General features: G+C 67.7%; 15 protein-coding genes, 1 tRNA gene and 1 riboswitch. Of the genes, 8 read left to right on the forward strand and 8 right to left on the reverse strand.

Annotated elements, in window-relative coordinates; all coding sequences use genetic code 11:
• Positions 1-14: 14 nt before the first annotated feature.
• A complete protein-coding gene (locus tag RBS60_RS15850; protein ID WP_307958552.1) occupies positions 15-566 on the reverse strand; it encodes a hypothetical protein in 552 nt (183 codons plus the stop codon).
• Positions 567-682: 116 nt separating this feature from the next.
• Between RBS60_RS15850 and RBS60_RS15855 the strand changes: the two genes are divergently transcribed.
• The 3 genes from RBS60_RS15855 to RBS60_RS15865 all read left to right on the forward strand — a co-directional run bounded on the left by RBS60_RS15855 (position 683) and on the right by RBS60_RS15865 (position 4,292).
• Positions 683-753 (forward strand) — tRNA-Gly (locus RBS60_RS15855).
• 872 nt (positions 754-1,625) lie between these two features.
• Positions 1,626-2,408, forward strand: coding sequence for a TetR/AcrR family transcriptional regulator (locus RBS60_RS15860; protein WP_307958553.1), 783 nt, complete (start codon positions 1,626-1,628; stop codon positions 2,406-2,408).
• A 513-nt stretch (positions 2,409-2,921) separates the two neighbouring features.
• Entirely contained in the window at positions 2,922-4,292 is a 1,371-nt protein-coding gene (locus RBS60_RS15865) for a vanadium-dependent haloperoxidase (protein WP_307958554.1), read from the forward strand.
• 82 nt (positions 4,293-4,374) lie between these two features.
• On the opposite strand, the gene RBS60_RS15870 is transcribed toward RBS60_RS15865, so the two are convergent.
• Positions 4,375-4,869 carry a DUF6069 family protein gene (locus RBS60_RS15870; RefSeq protein ID WP_307958555.1) on the reverse strand — a complete coding sequence of 165 codons (495 nt, stop codon included), beginning with the start codon at positions 4,867-4,869 and terminating at the stop codon, positions 4,375-4,377.
• Between the two features lie 113 nt (positions 4,870-4,982).
• Between RBS60_RS15870 and RBS60_RS15875 the strand changes: the two genes are divergently transcribed.
• On the forward strand, positions 4,983-5,492 hold the full coding sequence (locus RBS60_RS15875; RefSeq protein ID WP_307958556.1) for a MarR family transcriptional regulator: 510 nt from the start codon (positions 4,983-4,985) through the stop codon (positions 5,490-5,492).
• Between the two features lie 74 nt (positions 5,493-5,566).
• Here the strand turns inward: RBS60_RS15875 and RBS60_RS15880 are convergent, their stop codons facing one another.
• Entirely contained in the window at positions 5,567-6,802 is a 1,236-nt protein-coding gene (locus tag RBS60_RS15880; protein ID WP_307958557.1) for an amino acid permease, read from the reverse strand.
• 26 nt (positions 6,803-6,828) lie between these two features.
• Between RBS60_RS15880 and RBS60_RS15885 the strand changes: the two genes are divergently transcribed.
• The 3 genes from RBS60_RS15885 to RBS60_RS15895 all read left to right on the forward strand — a co-directional run bounded on the left by RBS60_RS15885 (position 6,829) and on the right by RBS60_RS15895 (position 10,903).
• On the forward strand, positions 6,829-7,329 hold the full coding sequence (locus RBS60_RS15885) for a MarR family winged helix-turn-helix transcriptional regulator (RefSeq protein WP_307958558.1): 501 nt from the start codon (positions 6,829-6,831) through the stop codon (positions 7,327-7,329).
• A 127-nt stretch (positions 7,330-7,456) separates the two neighbouring features.
• Positions 7,457-7,633: riboswitch (M-box (ykoK) riboswitch) on the forward strand.
• Between the two features lie 216 nt (positions 7,634-7,849).
• Positions 7,850-9,562, forward strand: a complete 1,713-nt coding sequence (locus RBS60_RS15890; protein ID WP_307958559.1) for a divalent metal cation transporter — start codon at positions 7,850-7,852, stop codon at positions 9,560-9,562.
• 81 nt (positions 9,563-9,643) lie between these two features.
• Complete coding sequence (locus tag RBS60_RS15895; protein ID WP_307958560.1) at positions 9,644-10,903, forward strand: magnesium transporter MgtE N-terminal domain-containing protein; 1,260 nt, start codon at positions 9,644-9,646, stop codon at positions 10,901-10,903.
• Positions 10,904-11,060: 157 nt separating this feature from the next.
• Here RBS60_RS15895 and RBS60_RS15900 read toward each other — a convergent pair whose 3' ends face one another.
• The 3 genes from RBS60_RS15900 to RBS60_RS15910 form a co-directional block, all read right to left on the reverse strand.
• Positions 11,061-11,483, reverse strand: coding sequence for a nuclear transport factor 2 family protein (locus RBS60_RS15900; protein WP_307958562.1), 423 nt, complete (start codon positions 11,481-11,483; stop codon positions 11,061-11,063).
• A 224-nt stretch (positions 11,484-11,707) separates the two neighbouring features.
• Positions 11,708-12,541 (reverse strand): NAD(P)-dependent oxidoreductase, encoded by an 834-nt coding sequence (locus RBS60_RS15905; RefSeq protein ID WP_307958563.1) that lies wholly within the window; start codon positions 12,539-12,541, stop codon positions 11,708-11,710.
• A 14-nt stretch (positions 12,542-12,555) separates the two neighbouring features.
• The gene (locus tag RBS60_RS15910) at positions 12,556-12,969 is read right to left on the reverse strand and encodes a carboxymuconolactone decarboxylase family protein (protein WP_307958564.1); all 414 of its coding nucleotides are present in this window, start codon (positions 12,967-12,969) and stop codon (positions 12,556-12,558) included.
• A 115-nt stretch (positions 12,970-13,084) separates the two neighbouring features.
• Here RBS60_RS15910 and RBS60_RS15915 point away from each other — a divergent pair, with 115 nt between their 5' ends.
• On the forward strand, positions 13,085-13,717 hold the full coding sequence (locus tag RBS60_RS15915; protein WP_307958565.1) for a TetR/AcrR family transcriptional regulator: 633 nt from the start codon (positions 13,085-13,087) through the stop codon (positions 13,715-13,717).
• Between the two features lie 57 nt (positions 13,718-13,774).
• On the opposite strand, the gene RBS60_RS15920 is transcribed toward RBS60_RS15915, so the two are convergent.
• Both RBS60_RS15920 and RBS60_RS15925 read right to left on the reverse strand, forming a co-directional pair.
• Positions 13,775-15,109, reverse strand: coding sequence for an MFS transporter (locus tag RBS60_RS15920; RefSeq protein WP_307958566.1), 1,335 nt, complete (start codon positions 15,107-15,109; stop codon positions 13,775-13,777).
• 244 nt (positions 15,110-15,353) lie between these two features.
• Positions 15,354-17,150, reverse strand: coding sequence for a helix-turn-helix domain-containing protein (locus tag RBS60_RS15925; protein ID WP_307958567.1), 1,797 nt, complete (start codon positions 17,148-17,150; stop codon positions 15,354-15,356).
• Positions 17,151-17,299: the final 149 nt, after the last annotated feature.

Consider the following 17,299-nt stretch of genomic DNA (forward strand, 5'->3'; position numbering starts at 1 on the left):
GGAGACTATGAGCGTCAGCTGGGATTCTGCTGGAAATCGTCCGGTGTGTCGCCCTCGGGTTCTGCGCGCAGCTCCGCCCTCCGCTTGGGCGAGGCGAAGGCGACGCGCATGTGGTCGTTCGTGAGGACGTCCGCGACCCCGATCATGAGCACCGCGAACACGATCTGCTCCACGACCATCCAGTACGGGTACAGCCCGGGAACCGTCGCCACGACCAGCGTCACGACGGGGAAGATCTGGCTGAAGAGCCGCAGCCGCTGGTAGCCCCAGTAGTAGCCGTGCCGGGCGCGCCACGCGAAGAAGAACAGCGTAAGGGTCATGAGAAGCACGACGACGCCGCGGAACCACGCCGCGAACGGCACCTCTGAGCCTCCAACCTGGAGCACGACGGCGGTGGTCACGGCCGCGACACCGACGGCGACCTCGGCGAGCAGGATCCAGTAGACCCACTGGAAGGCGCGCTGGGTCTTGGGGTGCTCGAGCTCGTGCTGGTCGACGGTGAAGTGGCCGTGGCGGCCGCCGAAGGTCCTGTCGATGTCGACGCCGAGGATGCGCAGTGGTGGCATGGATCAACGCTAGCCGCAGGGACTGTGGGACAGCTAGGCGGGATTGTCCCCGCCGCGCAAGGCTGCACGGACCACTGCCCGCGGTGTTGTAAGCTGTGTTGAGCCCTTCGGGGCACGCGGCCGTAGCTCAATGGCAGAGCGCTCGCTTCCCAAGCCAGATACGCGGGTTCGATTCCCGTCGGCCGCTCGCAAAAGCCCAAGTCCGTGCAGGCTTGAGCCTTCTTGGCCTCGCTCTACGACGGCCACCCGCTCCCGGGTGAGGCCTACACGCGATACCGCTGCAGTTCTGCAAGCGCTCCAATCTGGCGACCGCTCCGACCTGGCGATAGTGATGAAGTGTTCCCTCGGCGTGGCCTCGTAACCATGCTCAGAGCCTCACGACTGCCCTGGGCCAAGCCTCCCTGGACCGCCGGTACAGCGGCTGCCCTTAGCGGATCGAACGGTCCTCGTAGAGTTTGCGCCACACGGCAGTCCGTTGGGCATCGAGGTACCCGGTATTCCACGGTTGGAGGAATGTGCTCCGGACCCATCGTCCGAGAGCAGCAATACGCCGACGGAGCGGCACCCACAGACCTGCTGGATTGGCAGAAACTGCTGCGGCGGCGTCGAGGCTGCCCTCCAGCCGGGTGGGGGAAATTAGGCGGAGAGAAACTGGGCGGAAGCGGCTATGGGTCGCTGGTGCGTGGTGGGTGGTCATTGGAGGCCTCGACTTGATGACGAGAGATGCTGTGGGACCTGACGGCCGCGACTTCCCATCTCCGGGAGATGATGCGGGGTGATCTTCAGATCGGGCTAGGCGGCCTGCTTCGCGTGGCGGTCCACGGAAGCCTTCCGCTCAGCCAGTTCCATACGGATAGCTCGTGGAGCGATCTTGGCTCCGTTGTCCTCTTCCGGACTGGATTTAGACTAGCAGTCCATTAGCCTGGAAGTCTATAGTCCACATGAGGTGGCTTCACCCCTGCAGAGAGAGCCCACCCCGGCGCATCACCGGATCGCCAGTTGCCGCCACCGGCTGCTGGGACGATTTGACTTTAGACTTGGAGTCTAGAAAGGAGCCGAATGGAGCGCGGCTGGAGCGAATCCGGTGGGCCGAGGCGGATCCGGGAGGAGCAGATGCGGGAACTGCTTCTGGGAAAGGCCGTTGACCTGCTCAGACCTACTGGCCTCACCGTCAGCTTGGAACACCTGAACCTCGAGGAGCTCATCCGATCAGCGGGCGTGCCCAGAAGCTCTGTGTACAAGGCCTTCGGGAATAAGGACGCCTTCTTCCGCGAGCTCATGATTCGGCTCATCGAAACCATGGAGATCTCGGGGTCTGACCTCGACCCGGGTCTCGCTCAACGAATCCAGGCGACGGCCCACGCCCACGGGAGTCGACTCGGAACCCCCGCCGGACGCCGGGAGGTTGGGCGCGAAATCATCAGGCTCTCGGTCAAAAAGAACTATGAATCAGTCCGCACGTCAACAGAGTGGCGGACCTACATCGCTCTCTCGGCAACAGTGAGTTCACTCGATCCGACGTCCCGGACCGCGGTCGTGGATGCACTCGCTCGCGCCGAATCACGAACCACCGCCGCGAGAAGCGCCGCCTTCGACCACCTCTTGCCCCTTCTGGGACTGAAATTCCGCGTCGGACTCGATGCAAGACAGCTTGCAACCGTCGCCGCAGCCATCGTGAATGGGCTGGCACAACGAAGCCTTGTGAACCCCGAGGTCGTTGACACACCCGTCGTGCTCCCAGGCATCGACGGTGATCCAGTGGAATGGCATCTGTCCGCCGTCGGCGTCATGGCCGTCCTGGACGAGATGACCGAGCCAATAGAAGGCGCTCACTCGGCTTAGAACGCCGCTGGCGGGGCCGGAAATCGGCCCGTGCAAACGGAGACCGCTTCCATGGGCGGTACTACACTGGTCGAGGCGGCGCGTGGGCGCTGCCTTCCGGGGGAGTCATGACCGGACTGCATGCACAAGGGGTGGGCGACTCACGGATGCTCGAGCATCCGCGAGTCACCCGGTTGCCTTGGCGCTCGGTGGCTCCTATTCCCCGAGGTACTCCGCAGGATCTCGTGCCCTGCGGCAGCCCGACGTTCCAGCTAATGGCAGGATGCCGGATCGACCGCAATGGGGCGATCGACGTGACCACCTGCCATGACTCTGGCTGCTTCCCTCCCCAGTGCCTCCGCGGCGTCGTGCAGTGCCTCAACACCGGACCTGGGAGTGCGGACCCTCTGCGCTACTCGATTGCCACCACTCGCCACCGACCGCCTTTATAGCCCCTACCGGGCCCGAGGTCGCCGGACCGGAGTGCGGATCACAGAGCAGAGCCATCAGGGAACACTGGGAGAGGAGACCGACATGCGAACAGGAATACATAGGTGGTACACGGCTGCCGCCACCGGGGCGCTGCTCACGCTGAGCGTGGCCTCGCCCCAGACATCCACGGTTGCGGCGGCGAGTCCGGGCGACAACATCGCCGCGCAATGGGACAGCATCGCTGTGAACACCGTCGTGAGCTCCGGGACATTCCAAAACGAGGGCACGGTCTACATGGCCTACGTCACAGCAGCTATGTACGACGCGGCCGTCGCCATCGACGGACGGTACGTTCCGTACGCCGCGCCTCTCGCAGCACCCGCCGGGGCATCATCCGATGCAGCGGTCGTGGAGGCCGCGCGCGTCACTCTCGACTACTACCTGCCGGCCAAGGCGACGACGGTCGACGCACTCGCCGCGACGAGTCTGGCGGCGATCCCGGACGGGACGCCCAAGACCGACGGAGTGGGTGTAGGGCATGCCGCCGCCGAGGGGGTCATCGCCGCCCGCACCGGTGACGGCAGGTTGACCCCGATAGGGGTGACCTCGGCCTTCCCCACGCTCGCGCCCGCCCCAGGCGTCTGGCGGCTGACGCCCCCGGCCTTCGCTCGCCCGCAGACACCTTGGATGGCCACCATGCGGCCACTCGTGCTCGACCGACCGGACCGGTTCCGACCCGACGGGCCGCCGCCGCTGACCAGCCCCGACTGGGTGGCCGCGTTCAACGAGATCAAAGCGGTGGGTGCTGCCAACAGCACCGTCCGCACCCCGGAGCAGACCGCAACAGCCTACTTCTGGAGCGCCAACGGCATCCGGCAGTGGAACCGCACGGCCCGGGACCTCGCCGACAGCCGGCACCTGGACCTCGTGTCCTCTGCCCGGCTCTTCGCGATGGTCGACGTCGTCGGTGCCGACGCGGCGATCGCCGTCATGAACGAGAAGTACCACTTCCTGTTCTGGCGGCCGGTCACAGCGATCGACCCCACAGCGGTCAGCAACGACGGGTTCGGCCCCGACCCGGGGTTTGACGACGGAAACCCCCTGACGGTGGAGCAAACCGGATGGCGCCCACTGCTGACGACGCCGAACCACCCGGAGTACCCAGCCGCGCACGGCACCGTCACCTCAGCGATGGCCGAGGTGTTTACCCAGTTCCTCGGCACACGCCAGATCAACTTGACCATCCATGGGTTCGATCAAGCGGGGGCGCCGGGGAACTTCGACGCGGTGCGCACCTTCGCCAGCCCGACAGACCTGCGGGAGCAGATCGTCGACGCGCGGCTGTGGGCCGGACTGCACTACCGATTCTCCACCGAGGCAGGAGTCGACCTCGGCCGCAGCGTGGCCAAGTACGACCTGCGTCATGCCTTCCTTCCAGTGGACGACGCGACGGCGCGCGCTGGGTCAGACTGAGCGCCTCGTCGCCTAGCCCATGGCTTCATTGAGGTCGGCTCCTCGCGGACCGCCGTGGTGGACCTTGGACTGCCGGTCCGTTTCAACGTTCGTCGGCCGGCGACGGCGATGGGCCCTGTAGGTTTTCGACCGGTGCTGCCGAGCGGGGCAGGCCGGTGATCAGGACAGCCGCGACGACCAGGTGCATGAATGCAAGAGCGAGCTTCACATCGACGGCTGTCCCTGCAGTCACCGGTGCGGCCAGGGACAGGACTGCCGCCGTCACGGCGACCGCCTTCCAGACCGTCCGGCCCTTCCTGGCGCTGGCTCGGGTGAGCACTGCGAGAAGGCCCCAGGCGAGCAGGCCCGCCCCGGCGGCCGTGGCTCCGACCGCGGCCGGGGTCACGGTCTGGTCGAGTCCGGGGCCGAAGGAGACCGTCAGGGGGGAGCCCAGGCCAGGCACCGCGATGGCCCACACGGCCAGCGCGCCTGCTGCTGCCAGGACGATGAGGCCGATCGAACGTGCGGGGCGGGACAGGATCCCTCCTCGTGTCCGGCGCTGGGTGGAACCTGTTTCCTGGGTAGGACTTGCTTCCATGGTGGCCTCCTGTGCCTTGAGTGGATGCAGCTGTGCCTTCAGGAGATATCGTTAGATGCCTAACCATTCGATATTAAACTTAGACGCCTAAGTAATTATTGGCAAGGGATTCCATGGACTATGAGCAGGCCCACGCGCTGAACAGGGCGATCCGGACGATCGGCATGCGCCACCGTGCCCTTGCCGGATCCTTCCTCCACCGGGTCGGGCTCACGGTCGGGCAGGAGACCCTGATCATGGACCTCGCGGAGCACGGGCCCAAGACCCAGTCCCAGCTCGCCGCAGCGGCTGGATGCGAACCCCCCACGATCACCTCGGCCGTCAAACGACTCGAGTCGCTGGGCCTGGTGACCCGGGGCCCCTCCACGCGGGACAGGCGGGCCACCGTAGTGGAGCTGACCGAGCGCGGGCGGAGCCTCCTTCCGGACCTCTCCGCTGCCTGGATCCAGCTGGCCGAGGCAAGCATCTCCGGACTCGCCCGCACCGGCGCCGACGACCTGACCCGGGCCCTGACAGACCTCGCGGAGAGCCTGAGCACCGCCTCGGACCACACGGGACCGGCAGCACCCCACCGGACCACCGCCGCGGACCCCGAACCGGAAGTGAGCCGGGACCGGGGCTGAAGGCCGGCCCGCGCCGGGACGGCGGCCGGCATCCGTCGGGATCCGGACGGACCCACCGGTGCAGTCGCTGCGGGTCAGGAGGGCCCCGGGCGGCCGCTTCTGGAACGGGTTCGGCACCATGCCAGACAGCCGGCGGCCACGAGGAGCCCATAGACGCTGCGCGTGCCTGATTGGACGAGTGCGGCGGCCATGATCGGGATGAGCGCGAGGTTGGCGAGGGTCCGAGCGCTGGGGCCGCGGGATCGGACGTAGCTGACAATGCAGATGATGTAGATGAGCACGAAGACCGCGCTGCTTGCGGCGAGTGCATCGACAGTCAGGGAGGGGTCAGCCGCCAGAGCTGACAGCGTGGCGGCGAAGAGCGCGCCGAGGAGCGCCGTCCGCGCCCACGCCGACGCTCCGAGGATGCTGGGCATACAGCCGTCCCGACTGGCACCGGCGATGAGGCTGTTGACGCCGCGGACCCACGCTGCGGCGTTGACGAGCATCGCCGCTGCCGCGACAACGGCGACGAGCCCCTGCAGTGCGGGGCTGGTGGCCAGCTCGAGCAGCCCGGCAACCGGATCGACGGAGTGCTGGTCGGCCCGCACTGACACGGCAAGGGTGAGCGCGACCGCGAAGGCTCCGTAGAGGCCCAGCGCCACTGAGCTGACGGGCAGGAAATCCCGGCGCGGGTCCCGGAGCTCCCGGCCGAGGAAGGTGAGGTTCTCGAATCCGACAAACGCCCAGAACGCCAGCAGCACCCCAGGCAGCAGGGTCTCCCCGATCGCGCCGGTGGGGAGAACATCGAGCTGGCGCGGCGCATTCCATGACCCCGCCGCGACAAGGATCAGCCCGGTGGCCACCAGCGCTGCGCCGCCGGCGAACTGCACGAGGGCACCGACCCGCGCACCGGCGAGATTCGCCGACAGGGCCAGCACCAGCAGCGCTGCCGCCACGGCGGCGCCCCCGCCGCCCCAGCCGAGGCCGCGTTCGACGTACCTGCCCGCCACGGCACACCCTGTCGGAAGGCCGACGACCACCACGAACACGAACATCAAGGGCATCGCGGCCCCCACCCAGGGGCGAAGCCCTCGCGAGACGAGTGCCTGGAGGGCGTCGCCGCCGCCGGAGAGGCCCATCGCATCCTGGAACATCACCAGCATCGGCAGGCACAGCAGTGCGGCGACCGCCCACACCAGCAGGCAGCCCGATCCCGTCTGCGCGTAGACCGCGGACGGAAGGCTCAGGATCCCCGAACCGGCAATCGACCCGAAGGCCAGCAGGACCGCGGCGACACGGCTCAGGCCCCGTGGACTAGTAGCAGGCATGCCTCCCATCCCACTAGAATGACAACATGTTGTCAACTGAAGACCGCGGGCGGGTCAATGCTTACCGGCTGCTCATGGCGGACGTGTACGAGTTGGCCTCGCTCAGCCGCCGCAGCAGCGACTCCGTCGCGGCTGCCCATGGCGTCACCGTCACCCAGTGGCACACCATGAGCGTGCTCTCAGGCGGCGACGCCGCGGTGCCCGCCATCGCACGGCGGCTCGGCATCACCCGCCAGGCCGTCCAGCGCACGACGGATCAGCTCCTGGCCGCCGGCCACGTCCAAGCACTGCCGAACCCCGAGCACAGGGGATCGCCGCTGATGCGCCTGACCCGCAGCGGCCACAGCACTCTGCGCAGGCTCTGGTCGGCAAGCGAAGGCCCACGGTCAGAAGCACTGCAAAGCATCCCCACTGACCGCCTTGCCTCAGCACGCAGCACCCTGCGCGAAATCCTCGCGGCCATCGGAGACCCCCCGCCCCAGCCGCATCGAAACCCGTCGCGACCCCACACCCCTCCCGCCAACTAAGGTGTCCAGGGCGTGAGCATCGCCCTGATCAGATCCGAGTGGCGGGCCTGGCGCGACTGGCTCCGGTTCCGGCCGGGGTGAGTCGGCCATCACCCGGTCCCGTCCGCGCGGTATCATGTGCTCGCAAGGTGCCGTTCGTTAGCTGAGGCTCCTTCGCGGACACAAGCCAGCGACCCCCAACGTCGAGAGACGCCCCCGGTCAGGACAGGCTGCCCCGGGTTAAGGGGCAGCCCCGATTGGCTCCCTCCGGTCATCCCGGGGGGTCACGACGCGAAGTGCCAAAGGCCTTACGAGGAAGGGCACCCCGGGTGTTCGGCCCGGGGACCTCCGCCCAAGGCACGTGAAGACGAGCGCAGGAGGTGGCTGACCGTGTCCGACGGCGACAGTAGTACCTCTTCGCGTACCCCTGACTGAACCCAGCCCGTCTTCCCGCCCCGAGGGACCCAAACAGCCCGACCCAGGGTCCTTCGGTGTGCCGCTTCACAAGACCCCGGCCACTGCCGGGAGGAAGCAGGTCCCCATGGCCAAGACTCCACGGACCCATGCCCGCGGTCCCGCACCCACTACCCCGGCAGGCGCCTACGCCCCCGGGCCGGCCCCGGCCACCGGCGCCTCTGCCGTGCTCGACTCTGCCCACCTCGGCGACATCCAGGGTGCCTTCGGCACCATCCGCCTCGAGGACACCTCGACCCCGCGCAGCTGGCGGACCCGGTTCAAGACCCTCCTGGCCATCATCGGCCCGGGCCTGATCGTCATGGTCGGGGACAACGACGCCGGCGCGTTCGGAACCTACACCGAGGCCGGGCAGAACTACGGCACCAGCCTGCTGTGGACGCTCCTGCTCCTGGTCCCCGTCCTGTATGTCAACCAGGAGATGGTCCTGCGTCTGGGCGCGGTGACCGGCGTGGGCCACGCTCGGCTCATCCTCGAACGCTTCGGCCGGTTCTGGGGTGCATTCAGCGTGATCGACCTGTTCATCCTCAACGCCCTCACGATCGTGACCGAGTTCATCGGCATCAGCATCGGCCTCTCGTACCTCGGCGTGCCCAAGATCCCCGGCGTCATCGCTGCCGCGGTCGTGGTCGTCGGCGCGGCCAGCACCGGATCCTTCAAGACGTTCGAGCGGGTCTGCCTCACCCTCGTGGCAGGCTCGCTCCTGCTCGTGCCCGTGTTCTTCCTGGCAGGCCCGGACTATGGGCAGATGGCGCACGACCTCATCGTCCCGGGCCTCCCCGCCGGATCCAACATCGCGGACGTGACGCTGCTGATCATCGCGATCGTCGGCACGACCATCGCCCCATGGCAGCTGTTCTTCCAGCAGTCCTACGTCATCGACAAGCGCATCACCCCCCGCTACATGAAGTACGAGAAGGTCGACCTGTGGCTGGGCATCGCCATCGTGATCCTCGGTGCCGCGGCCATCATCTCCTTCACGGCCTCCACCTTCGCCGGCAAGCCCGAGTTCGGCCAGTTCACCGACGCGGGTGGCGTCGCGGAGGGCCTGGGGACCTACGTGGGGCGTCTTGCCGGGATCCTGTTCGCCCTGGCGCTCATCGACGCCTCGATCATCGGCGCCGCCGCCGTCGGCCTGTCCACTTCGTACGCGCTCGGCGACGTCCTGGGCCTGAAGCACTCCCTGCACCGCAAGGTCAGCGAGGCCAAGGGCTTCTACGCCGCGTTCGCCGGCATCATCCTCGTCTCCGCGGTCATCGTCATCATCCCCGGGAGCCCGCTGGGGCTGCTCACCGTCGGTGTCCAGGTCTTGGCCGGGGTGCTCCTGCCCTCCGCGACGCTGTTCCTCCTGCTGCTGTGCAACGACAGGCAGGTCATGGGCCCCTGGGTCAACGGCAGGGCGATGAACATCTTCACCTCCATCGTCATCGCGGTCCTCGTGATCCTCTCCGTCGTCCTGACCGCCGCCACCCTGTTCCCGGGCCTCGACGGCGACGCCATTATCGCCATCCTCGGCGGCGGGGCCCTGCTGGCCGTCCTCGCTGCCGCCGCCACCACCGCGCTGAGGATCCGCGCCAGGATGCAGGGCAGGACCACCCCGGAACCGGCCGTCGACCGGTCCCAGCGGCTCATGTGGCGCATGCCCCCGCTCGCACTCCTGGAACGCCCGCAGCTCTCCCTGACCCGCCGGGTGGGCCTGGGAGTCCTTTGGGCATACCTGATCCTCGCAATGGCCCTCGTCGTCGTCCGTGTCGTCCAACTGGCCTTGGGCGCCCCCTGACCCCGAATCCCCACTCCCGAAGACGCCCTGGTCTGGCGTACAGTCGCCTCGAGACCCCGGTGTGCACCGAAAGGCCCCCCGATGACCGTCGCAACGGCAACCCTCTCCCTCTCCGCCCTCCTGCGCCAGCCCGTCACCGACTCCGACGGGCGCCGCATGGGCGCCCTGGCCGACCTGATCGTCCACCTACGGCATGACGGCTACCCGCGCGTGACCGGCCTCGTGTTAGCCGTCGGCAGCGCCCGAGTCTTCGTCTCCGCCGCCGACCTCGCCGCGCTCGCCCCCGAGCGCGTCCAGCTCGCCGTCAGCAGCGTGGACGTGCGCGAGTTCCGACGCCGCGAGGGCGAAGTCCTGCTCTCCGAAGACGTCCTCGGACACCGCCTCATCGACCTCTCCCGCGTCGCCTTCGTCAAGGCTTACGACGTCCAGCTCACCCAAGTCCTCGACGGTTGGGCCGCCACAGGACTCGACGTGCACCGCCGCCGCTGGCTCAGCCTCGGCCCCCGCCACGCTGCCCACCCGCCCCGGGACTGGAAGGACTTCGAACCCCTCATCGGCCACGCCGAATCCGCCCAGGTCCGGGCCGTCACCGGAAGGATCCCCGAGCTCAAGCCCGCCCAGATCGCCGACATCATCGAGGAGGCCACCGGTGACGAGCAGAACGAACTCCTCGCCCAGGTCCACGAAGACCCCGAGCTGGAGGCAGACGTCTTCGAAGAGCTCGACGAGAACTCCAAGTCGGGGCTCTTCCGGGACCGCTCCGACGCCGAAGTCGCCGAAGTCCTAGGCCGAATGCAGGCCGACGACGCCGCCGACGCCCTCATGGACCTGCCCCAGGAACGGCGCAGCCCCGTGCTCCAGGCCCTCCCCGAGCCCCAGCGCACACGCGTCCACCGGCTTCTCGGCTACCACGACCTCACCGCCGGCGGGCTCATGGGCACCGACTTCCTCGCCCTACCGGCCACGGCCACCGCCGCGGACGCGCTCGCCGCCGTCGGCGCCGCCGACACGCTCCAGCCCCAAGCCCTCGTCATGCTCTATACCCTGGCACCGGACGGGACCCTCGACGGCGCATTCAGCCTCCCCCAGGCCGTCCAGGCCGACCCTCGCCAGACCCTCGCGGAGCTCGCAGACACCGACGTCGTGGTCGCCTCTCCCGGAGACGACGTCATCGACGTCACGACCCGCATGGCCGACTTCAACCTGCTAGCCCTGCCCGTGGTCTCCGAAGGCCGGCGCCTCATCGGCGTCATCACCGTCGACGACGCGCTCGAGGCCGCCATCCCCGAAGACTGGTCACGCCGCGAAACAGACCACCACGACACCGGCTCTGAGCCCTGAGCTCCAGCGGCGCAGAGGGGCCAAAGCAGCCTCTGGTGCGAGTTTTCGAAGTCACCTGCACACGTGGTCGAAGTCCTTTGCACAAACCCCCGTCAGGGATTCAGGCCGTCCGATCAGGGAACCCTCAGGGAAGCCCCTGCACACCGACCGACGTCGCTCAGGAGTCGGTTGGGGTGTCTGGGCTGGTGAAGTCGGTGTGCTCGTGGATGACCTTCCACTCGCCGTCCTCGCGGCGGAAGACACTGGTGGCGCGGAGGGCGAACGGGCGGGGCTCGCCGCCGTCGATCGTGCCGACGAAGCGCACGACCGCCGCGGTGTAGGCCATGTCCCCCACGACATCGGAGGCCATGAGCTCAACGGTGACGTCATGGCCTCCCGCGAGCCGTGCGGCGACGCGTCGGAACGTCGGTTCCAGACGATCCCAGCCTGTGGCCGAGACGCCCACAGCGCCGAAGAGGCTCACCGGGTCCCGGTGGGACCACATGGCGATGCGGTGTGACGGGTCGCCGACGGCGAGGGCGGCCTCGGCAGCATGGAGGGCAGGCCCGGCCCAGCTGAGGAACTCGTCTTGCGGATCCATGGTTCCCTCCTCGTGCAGCCCCTTCAGCATAGGACTGCGCGGAGGTCTCCGGCTACCGTGGTTCACGGCCCTGGACATCGCGACCGGCCGCGTCACGGGGTTCGCTATCTCGCAGACCATCGGCCTCTCCCGCCGCGGCGGGGCTGCCAACATGAATGGGCAGAAAGCCCCACCGAGCACCGCCCCTGCGCCCTCGAGCCGGGCTGCCGGGGCACCTCAGCGGCTCATTTGGCCTTGGGTTCCTTGCCCATGGAGTGGAAGAGCTGGGTGGAGGAGAGGGCGTTGAAGGGCATGGGGATGTTGTGCTCGAGGCCCTTGAGGTGGGCGGCCTTGAGGTCCTTCAGGAGCACGGCGAGGGCCGTGTCGGCGGTCCATTCGGAGACGGAGTCCCAGTTCCGGGCGACCCAGCTGTCCCCGGTGCTGACCTTGAACAGGTTCAGCAGCTCGTCCTGGGGCAGGCTGTAGTGCGCACCGAAGGTGAGCCCTTCGGCCACGGCGTTCATGGTGATGCCCAGGACGAGGTTGTTGACCAGCTTCGCTGCCTGGCTGTTGCCCGGCTGGGCGCCGTAGTAGAAGACGTTGGAGCCGACCGCGTCGAAGTACGGGCGTGCCGCCGTTACTCGGTCCTCGTGGCCGGAGGCCATGATCGAGAGGGTGCCGGCCTGGGCGCCGGTCGCGCCGCCGCTGACGGCGGCGGCGATGAGCTTGACGTCCCCGGCGGCCTCGACCTTCTGGCCGAGCTCGTTCATCGTGTCGGGGTCCAGGGTGCTCATGACGATGATCGTCAGGCCCTTCGGGCCGGCGGAGAGGAGCCCGTCCTTGCCGAGGATGACGTCCAGGTTCTGGGCGTAGTCGCGGACCATGGAGATGACGGTGTCCTGGGCCTGCGCGGCGACGTCCTTCAGGCCCGTGGCGATGGTGATGCCGGCGGCCTTGGCCTTGACGCGGCTGCCCTCGAAGGCGTCGTAGCCGATCACCTCGAACCCGGCCCTGTTCAGGTTCACTGCCATGGGCAGCCCCATAGTCCCCAGTCCGACGAAACCGATTCTCTTGCTCATGATGAGGTCCCTTCCTAGTTCGCGTTCGACGCCGGGGTGATGCCGCGCTCTTCCATGACCTGCCTGAGGAGGGTCAGTGCGTTCAGGACACGGGGGAAACCGACGTAGGGGAGAAGGTGGATCAGTGTGCCCACGATCTTCTCCTTGGTCAGGCCTACGTTGAAGCCGGTGTTGATGTGGAGCTTCAGCTGGGGCTCCGTCCCGAGGGCCACCAGGGTGGAGATCGTGACCATCGTCTGTTCCTGCTGGGTCAGCGACGTCCGCGAGTAGATGTCCCCGAAGGCGAAGGAGACGATGTAGTCCGCCAGGTGCGGGTCAAGGTCCTTGTACGACTCGACCAGCTTGGCGTGGTCGAACGTATTCGAGTGCTCGGTTGAGACGAGCTCCATCATGCGGTCCATGCCGCGCTGATATCGGTCTACAGCCATCGTGGGCTCCTTCGCTGTGCTGTTTGCAACGCCGGTCGCGTTCCGATAGATTGAAACGCTACGTTGCGTTTCAATAGTAGCACCGAATCGCCTGCCGTGGTAGGGGTATAGCGTGGTGACTGATTCGATAGCGGAGGACCCGAGCCCGACGACGGCGTCCGGACACGACAAGCGGCGCGCGCGGACCGAGCGCTCCGTCCTGGATGCCACTCGCGCCGTGCTCGGCGAGGCCGGCTTCGCCGGGTTGACGGTCGAAGGGGTGGCGGCCCGGGCCGGCGTCGCCAAGACGACGATCTACCGCCGGCATCGGTCCAAGACCGACCTCGCACTCGCACTGCTCCTGGAGATGGTGGGAGAGGTGAGCACTCGCCCCTACACCCAGGACACCGCGGCGGAGCTCGTAGCGCTGGTCGACAAGACCGTCGAGCTCATGCAGACCACCGTGATGGGGTTGATCATGAAGGGCCTGGTCTCCGAGGTCGCTGCCGATCCGCAGCTCGCCGAGGTCTACCGGGGGCAGGTCGTCACCCGTCGGCAGGCGGACGTCACCGAGCTTGTCGAGCGCGGCAAAGCCCGTGGGGAGCTCAGGGAAGACCTCGACCCCGAAACGGTCACGGACCTCCTCCTCGGGCCCATCTACTACCGGTTCTTCCTCAGCGGATCTCCCATGGACCGCAGTTTCGGAAGGCGCCTCATCGCGGCGCTCCTTCCGTCACTGGCCCCGGCCGGGCAGACCAGCAGCGGCTGATCCGGCCCGGCCAGCTGGACGCATGCGGCCAACCGCCCGGGCCGGATCCCGTGACTGTCAGCGTCCGGCGCCCTGCGCGTAGAGCGTCGCCGACGCACGGTACGGATGGTCCAATTCGTCGATCGGAGTGAACGCGGTTTCCCTCATGAAGTAGACCGCCACTGAGGCAATCACCATGACCCCGGCGGCACCGGCCGCGACAGGAACCCATCCGAACGAGCCCTCCCCCACGATGAGGGCCGCGATCATCGGTGCGAAACCGGCCAGCAGATTGCCGATCTGATTGCCGACGGCCATGCCGGAGTAGCGCACGGTGCCGGCGAACTGCTCAGCGTAGAACGCAGGCCAGACGCCGTTGTAGGCCGAGAAGAAGAGCGTCATGTTGACGAAGGCGACCACGAAGATCAGCAGCAGGCTGTGCGACGTGATGGCCATGAAGTAGAGCGGAAGGGTCAGCGCACAACCGACGGCCGAGGTGATCATCAGGGGCCGGCGGCCGTACTTGTCGGCGAGTTTCGCCGCGAGCGGGAGCGTGAACATCGAGAGGCCGATGGTGACTGCGTTGATGGTGAGCATCGCGGCACGGTCGATCCCGGCCGTAGTGGTCGCATAGCTGAGGATGAAGACGGTGAAGAGCGACTGGAAGATCGCGATGGTCGTCGCGAGGGCCACACGGACGACGTCGAGGGGTTGGTGCCGCAGGACCTCAACGATCGGCCTGCCCTGAACCTCATTGTTCGTCCTGGCCTCCTCGAACGTCGGCGTCTCGTGGAGGGTGTTCCGCACGAAGATCGTCACCGCCGTGACCACGATGGAGAGCAGGAAGGGCACCCGCCAGCCCCACGAGTACAGGGCTTCCTGCGGAAGGGTCGCGACGGGCAGGAAGACCACCGTCGCGAGGACCATGCCGAGGGCGTAGCCCACCATGACGAAGCTCGAGAAGAATCCGCGGCGGCCCTCGGGCGAATGCTCAAGGGTCAGCACCGACGCGCCAGCGCTCTCTGCTCCCGCCGAGAACCCCTGAAGGAGGCGACAGACTGTGAGCAGGACCGGCGCCCCGATGCCGATCGCGTCGTAGGTCGGCAGGAACCCGATGGCCAAGGACACCAGGCCCATGAGCATCACCGTGAAGAGCAGCGCCTTCTTGCGGCCGATCCTGTCGCCGAAGTGGCCCATCACGACCGCACCGAGAGGCCGTGCGGCGTAGCCGATACCGAACGTGCCGAAGGCGGCGACCACGCCGGCGGTGGGATCCAGCTTGGGGAAGAAGAGCGCGTTGAAGACGAGGGCGGCCGCCGAGCCGTAGATGAAGAAGTCGTAGTACTCGAGGGCGCTGCCAAGAAGCGAGGCGATGGCCGCCTTCTTGGGAGTCCGCTGATGGGTAGTCTGCACGGTGGTTTACCTGCCTTGTCGAATCAGGTCTCTGAGGCTCCGTTGCCGCAAGGAGACGCGAAGGGGTGAGGGCGATGGTTGGCAAAGGCCGAGGGGCGACCGCCATCAGCTGATGGCTACCAGGTCCGACAACCACGGTAGGGGTGTGACCTGCGCAACAGGTGTTCCAGAATGGAACACCGATCGACGCCCGCGCATTGATACCGGAAGCCTAGGAATTCCGCCGACTGGGGTATGAATCCGGCTACCTCGCGACCGAAGGCTTGTCCTCCCGGTCCAGCCCGTACGCGTGCATCTTGCGATAGAGGGTAGTGCGGCCGATCCCCAGTGCGGCGGCGGCCGCGGAACGGTTGCCGCCGGCTCTGCGCAGGGCGTCGACGATCGCGTCGTACTCGAGAGCTTCGATAGTGCTCAGGGAACGCGTCTGGCGCCGGAGGTGCTCCGGGAGGTCGTCGACTCTGAGGACGCGGCCCCCACGCTGGGCGATGAGCAGCTCGAGAGTCGTGCGGAGCTCGGACACGTTCCCGGGCCAGTCCCATCCGACAAGCGCCTGCATCACGGCGGGGGGCACGGCGACGCGATCGTCTTCGGGCCACTCGTCGATGATGGTGCGGACGAGGCCCGGGATGATGTCTCGCATCCTGCGGAGCGCGGGAATCGTCGAGATCGGGGCAAGTGCGACGATCCGTGAGCGGACCTGCTCGCCGAGCGACTCGTCGTCGAAGGTCAGGACGATGCGCGGCCTCGTGTCGGGGGTGCCTTCGCGAGTGCCCGATCCGCGGCGCGCGGCGTCGGCGACGAGGCGCAGCGTCGGCTCGAGGGTCCGGAACCCCGGCAGGTCGAGCACGTCGATGTGGCGGACGACGACGGACCGGCCAGCCTGGATGGCCTGGGTGGCCAGCTCGGCCATGCCGGCCATGCCGGCCGTCGGGGCCGCCGCAGCGTCGAGCGTGAGCGGCTCCTCGCCGTCGGCCCTCGAGGTCAGCCAGTCCCGTGCCGAGTAGTGCTTGCCCGCTCCCGGCGGCCCGGCCAGGGCGACGATGCCGCTGACGCGCGAGGCCGCTTCGAGTTCGGCCGCGTCTGCGGCACGTCCGACGGGCTGGCGTGCCGCAACGTCCTGCGGCGCGTGCTCGTCGTCGTCGCGCCCGTGGAGCTCGAGCGCGAACACGCTGCCGCCTCCCAGCCTGCGAACCTCCGCCGTCTTCGAGGACGCCGGCAGCTCGACAACGTTCGACGGCTCCTTCCATTCGAGCTTCTGGAGCTTGTCCCAGAGGAGCGCGTGGGTGTCCGGGGACATGACGGCAAGTGCGCGGACATCGGCGATGACTGTCTCCGCGCTGAGGACGAGTACGGGGTCCTTGCTCGACCGGGATCGCAGGAAGGCAGCCGTGGCCGCCAGATCGATGGGCGCGTTCATCTCGACCAGGCGCGCCTCGACCTGCTGGGCGGCTTCCCTGGCCATGGCGAGCATGAGCGGGTTCGAGGCCTTGAGGGTCGCCGCGAAGGCGATGGACCCCACGACGCGACCTGTGCGGGGGTCCAGTATCGGAGCCCCCGCGCAGGCCAGCGACTCAAGACTGTCGTTGAAATGCTCAGGGCCGCGGACGAACACCGGTGCGCGGTCTTCCATAGGTGTTCCGAGTCCGTTGGTGCCCAGCGCCGATTCGGAGAAGTCGAAGCCCTCGGTTGCGAAGGCTCGGTCCAGTCTCCGGCCGTCTCCGCGGTCCGTCAGCCGCCGAGCGACGATTTGGCCACTGCGGTCACTCAGGAAGACAGCCACCCGCATGTCGGAGAGAGAGTCCTGCCACCGGTCCAGAACCGGCCCTGCAGCCACGACCAATGGATTCCGCGCGTCGATCGAGTCGATGAAGCGGGGCGGCGCTGGCGTGTTGGACGCGTGGACGCTCACGGAGCGGCGCCAGCTCCGCTCGATGGAGGGGCTGATCCCAGCAAGCTCCTTCTGGACAAGGAGACCGCGCTCAACAAGGAGGTCCCGGGCCGCCCGCAGCCGGTCCAGCTCGCGCGCGTCCCTCTCAGACACGCGAACCTCGGGAGAATGACGGACCCTTCATCCTTCAAGGATCGCAGTGTGATCCATCCACCACCAATACCAATGGCGCAATGGATTGTTCCCGTTCGCGGAATGAACGGCGCGAGCCGAGGGCATGGGGCGCCCGGCGTGGGCTTCCG

This window comes from Sinomonas sp. ASV486, assembly GCF_030908215.1.
Lineage (GTDB): Bacteria > Actinomycetota > Actinomycetes > Actinomycetales > Micrococcaceae > Sinomonas > Sinomonas puerhi.

Excerpts from the sequence above, each read along its gene's own strand:
- RBS60_RS15900 (WP_307958562.1), bottom strand. The coding sequence starts at position 11,483 with ATGGATCCGCAAGACGAGTTCCTCAGCTGGGCCGGGCCTGCCCTCCAT.
- RBS60_RS15860 (WP_307958553.1), top strand. The coding sequence starts at position 1,626 with ATGGAGCGCGGCTGGAGCGAATCCGGTGGGCCGAGGCGGATCCGGGAG.
- RBS60_RS15890 (WP_307958559.1), top strand. The coding sequence starts at position 7,850 with ATGGCCAAGACTCCACGGACCCATGCCCGCGGTCCCGCACCCACTACC.
- RBS60_RS15895 (WP_307958560.1), top strand. The coding sequence starts at position 9,644 with ATGACCGTCGCAACGGCAACCCTCTCCCTCTCCGCCCTCCTGCGCCAG.
- RBS60_RS15905 (WP_307958563.1), bottom strand. The coding sequence starts at position 12,541 with ATGAGCAAGAGAATCGGTTTCGTCGGACTGGGGACTATGGGGCTGCCC.
- RBS60_RS15865 (WP_307958554.1), top strand. The coding sequence starts at position 2,922 with ATGCGAACAGGAATACATAGGTGGTACACGGCTGCCGCCACCGGGGCG.
- RBS60_RS15910 (WP_307958564.1), bottom strand. The coding sequence starts at position 12,969 with ATGGCTGTAGACCGATATCAGCGCGGCATGGACCGCATGATGGAGCTC.
- RBS60_RS15850 (WP_307958552.1), bottom strand. The coding sequence starts at position 566 with ATGCCACCACTGCGCATCCTCGGCGTCGACATCGACAGGACCTTCGGC.
- RBS60_RS15880 (WP_307958557.1), bottom strand. The coding sequence starts at position 6,802 with ATGCCTGCTACTAGTCCACGGGGCCTGAGCCGTGTCGCCGCGGTCCTG.
- RBS60_RS15875 (WP_307958556.1), top strand. The coding sequence starts at position 4,983 with ATGGACTATGAGCAGGCCCACGCGCTGAACAGGGCGATCCGGACGATC.
- RBS60_RS15885 (WP_307958558.1), top strand. The coding sequence starts at position 6,829 with ATGTTGTCAACTGAAGACCGCGGGCGGGTCAATGCTTACCGGCTGCTC.
- RBS60_RS15870 (WP_307958555.1), bottom strand. The coding sequence starts at position 4,869 with ATGGAAGCAAGTCCTACCCAGGAAACAGGTTCCACCCAGCGCCGGACA.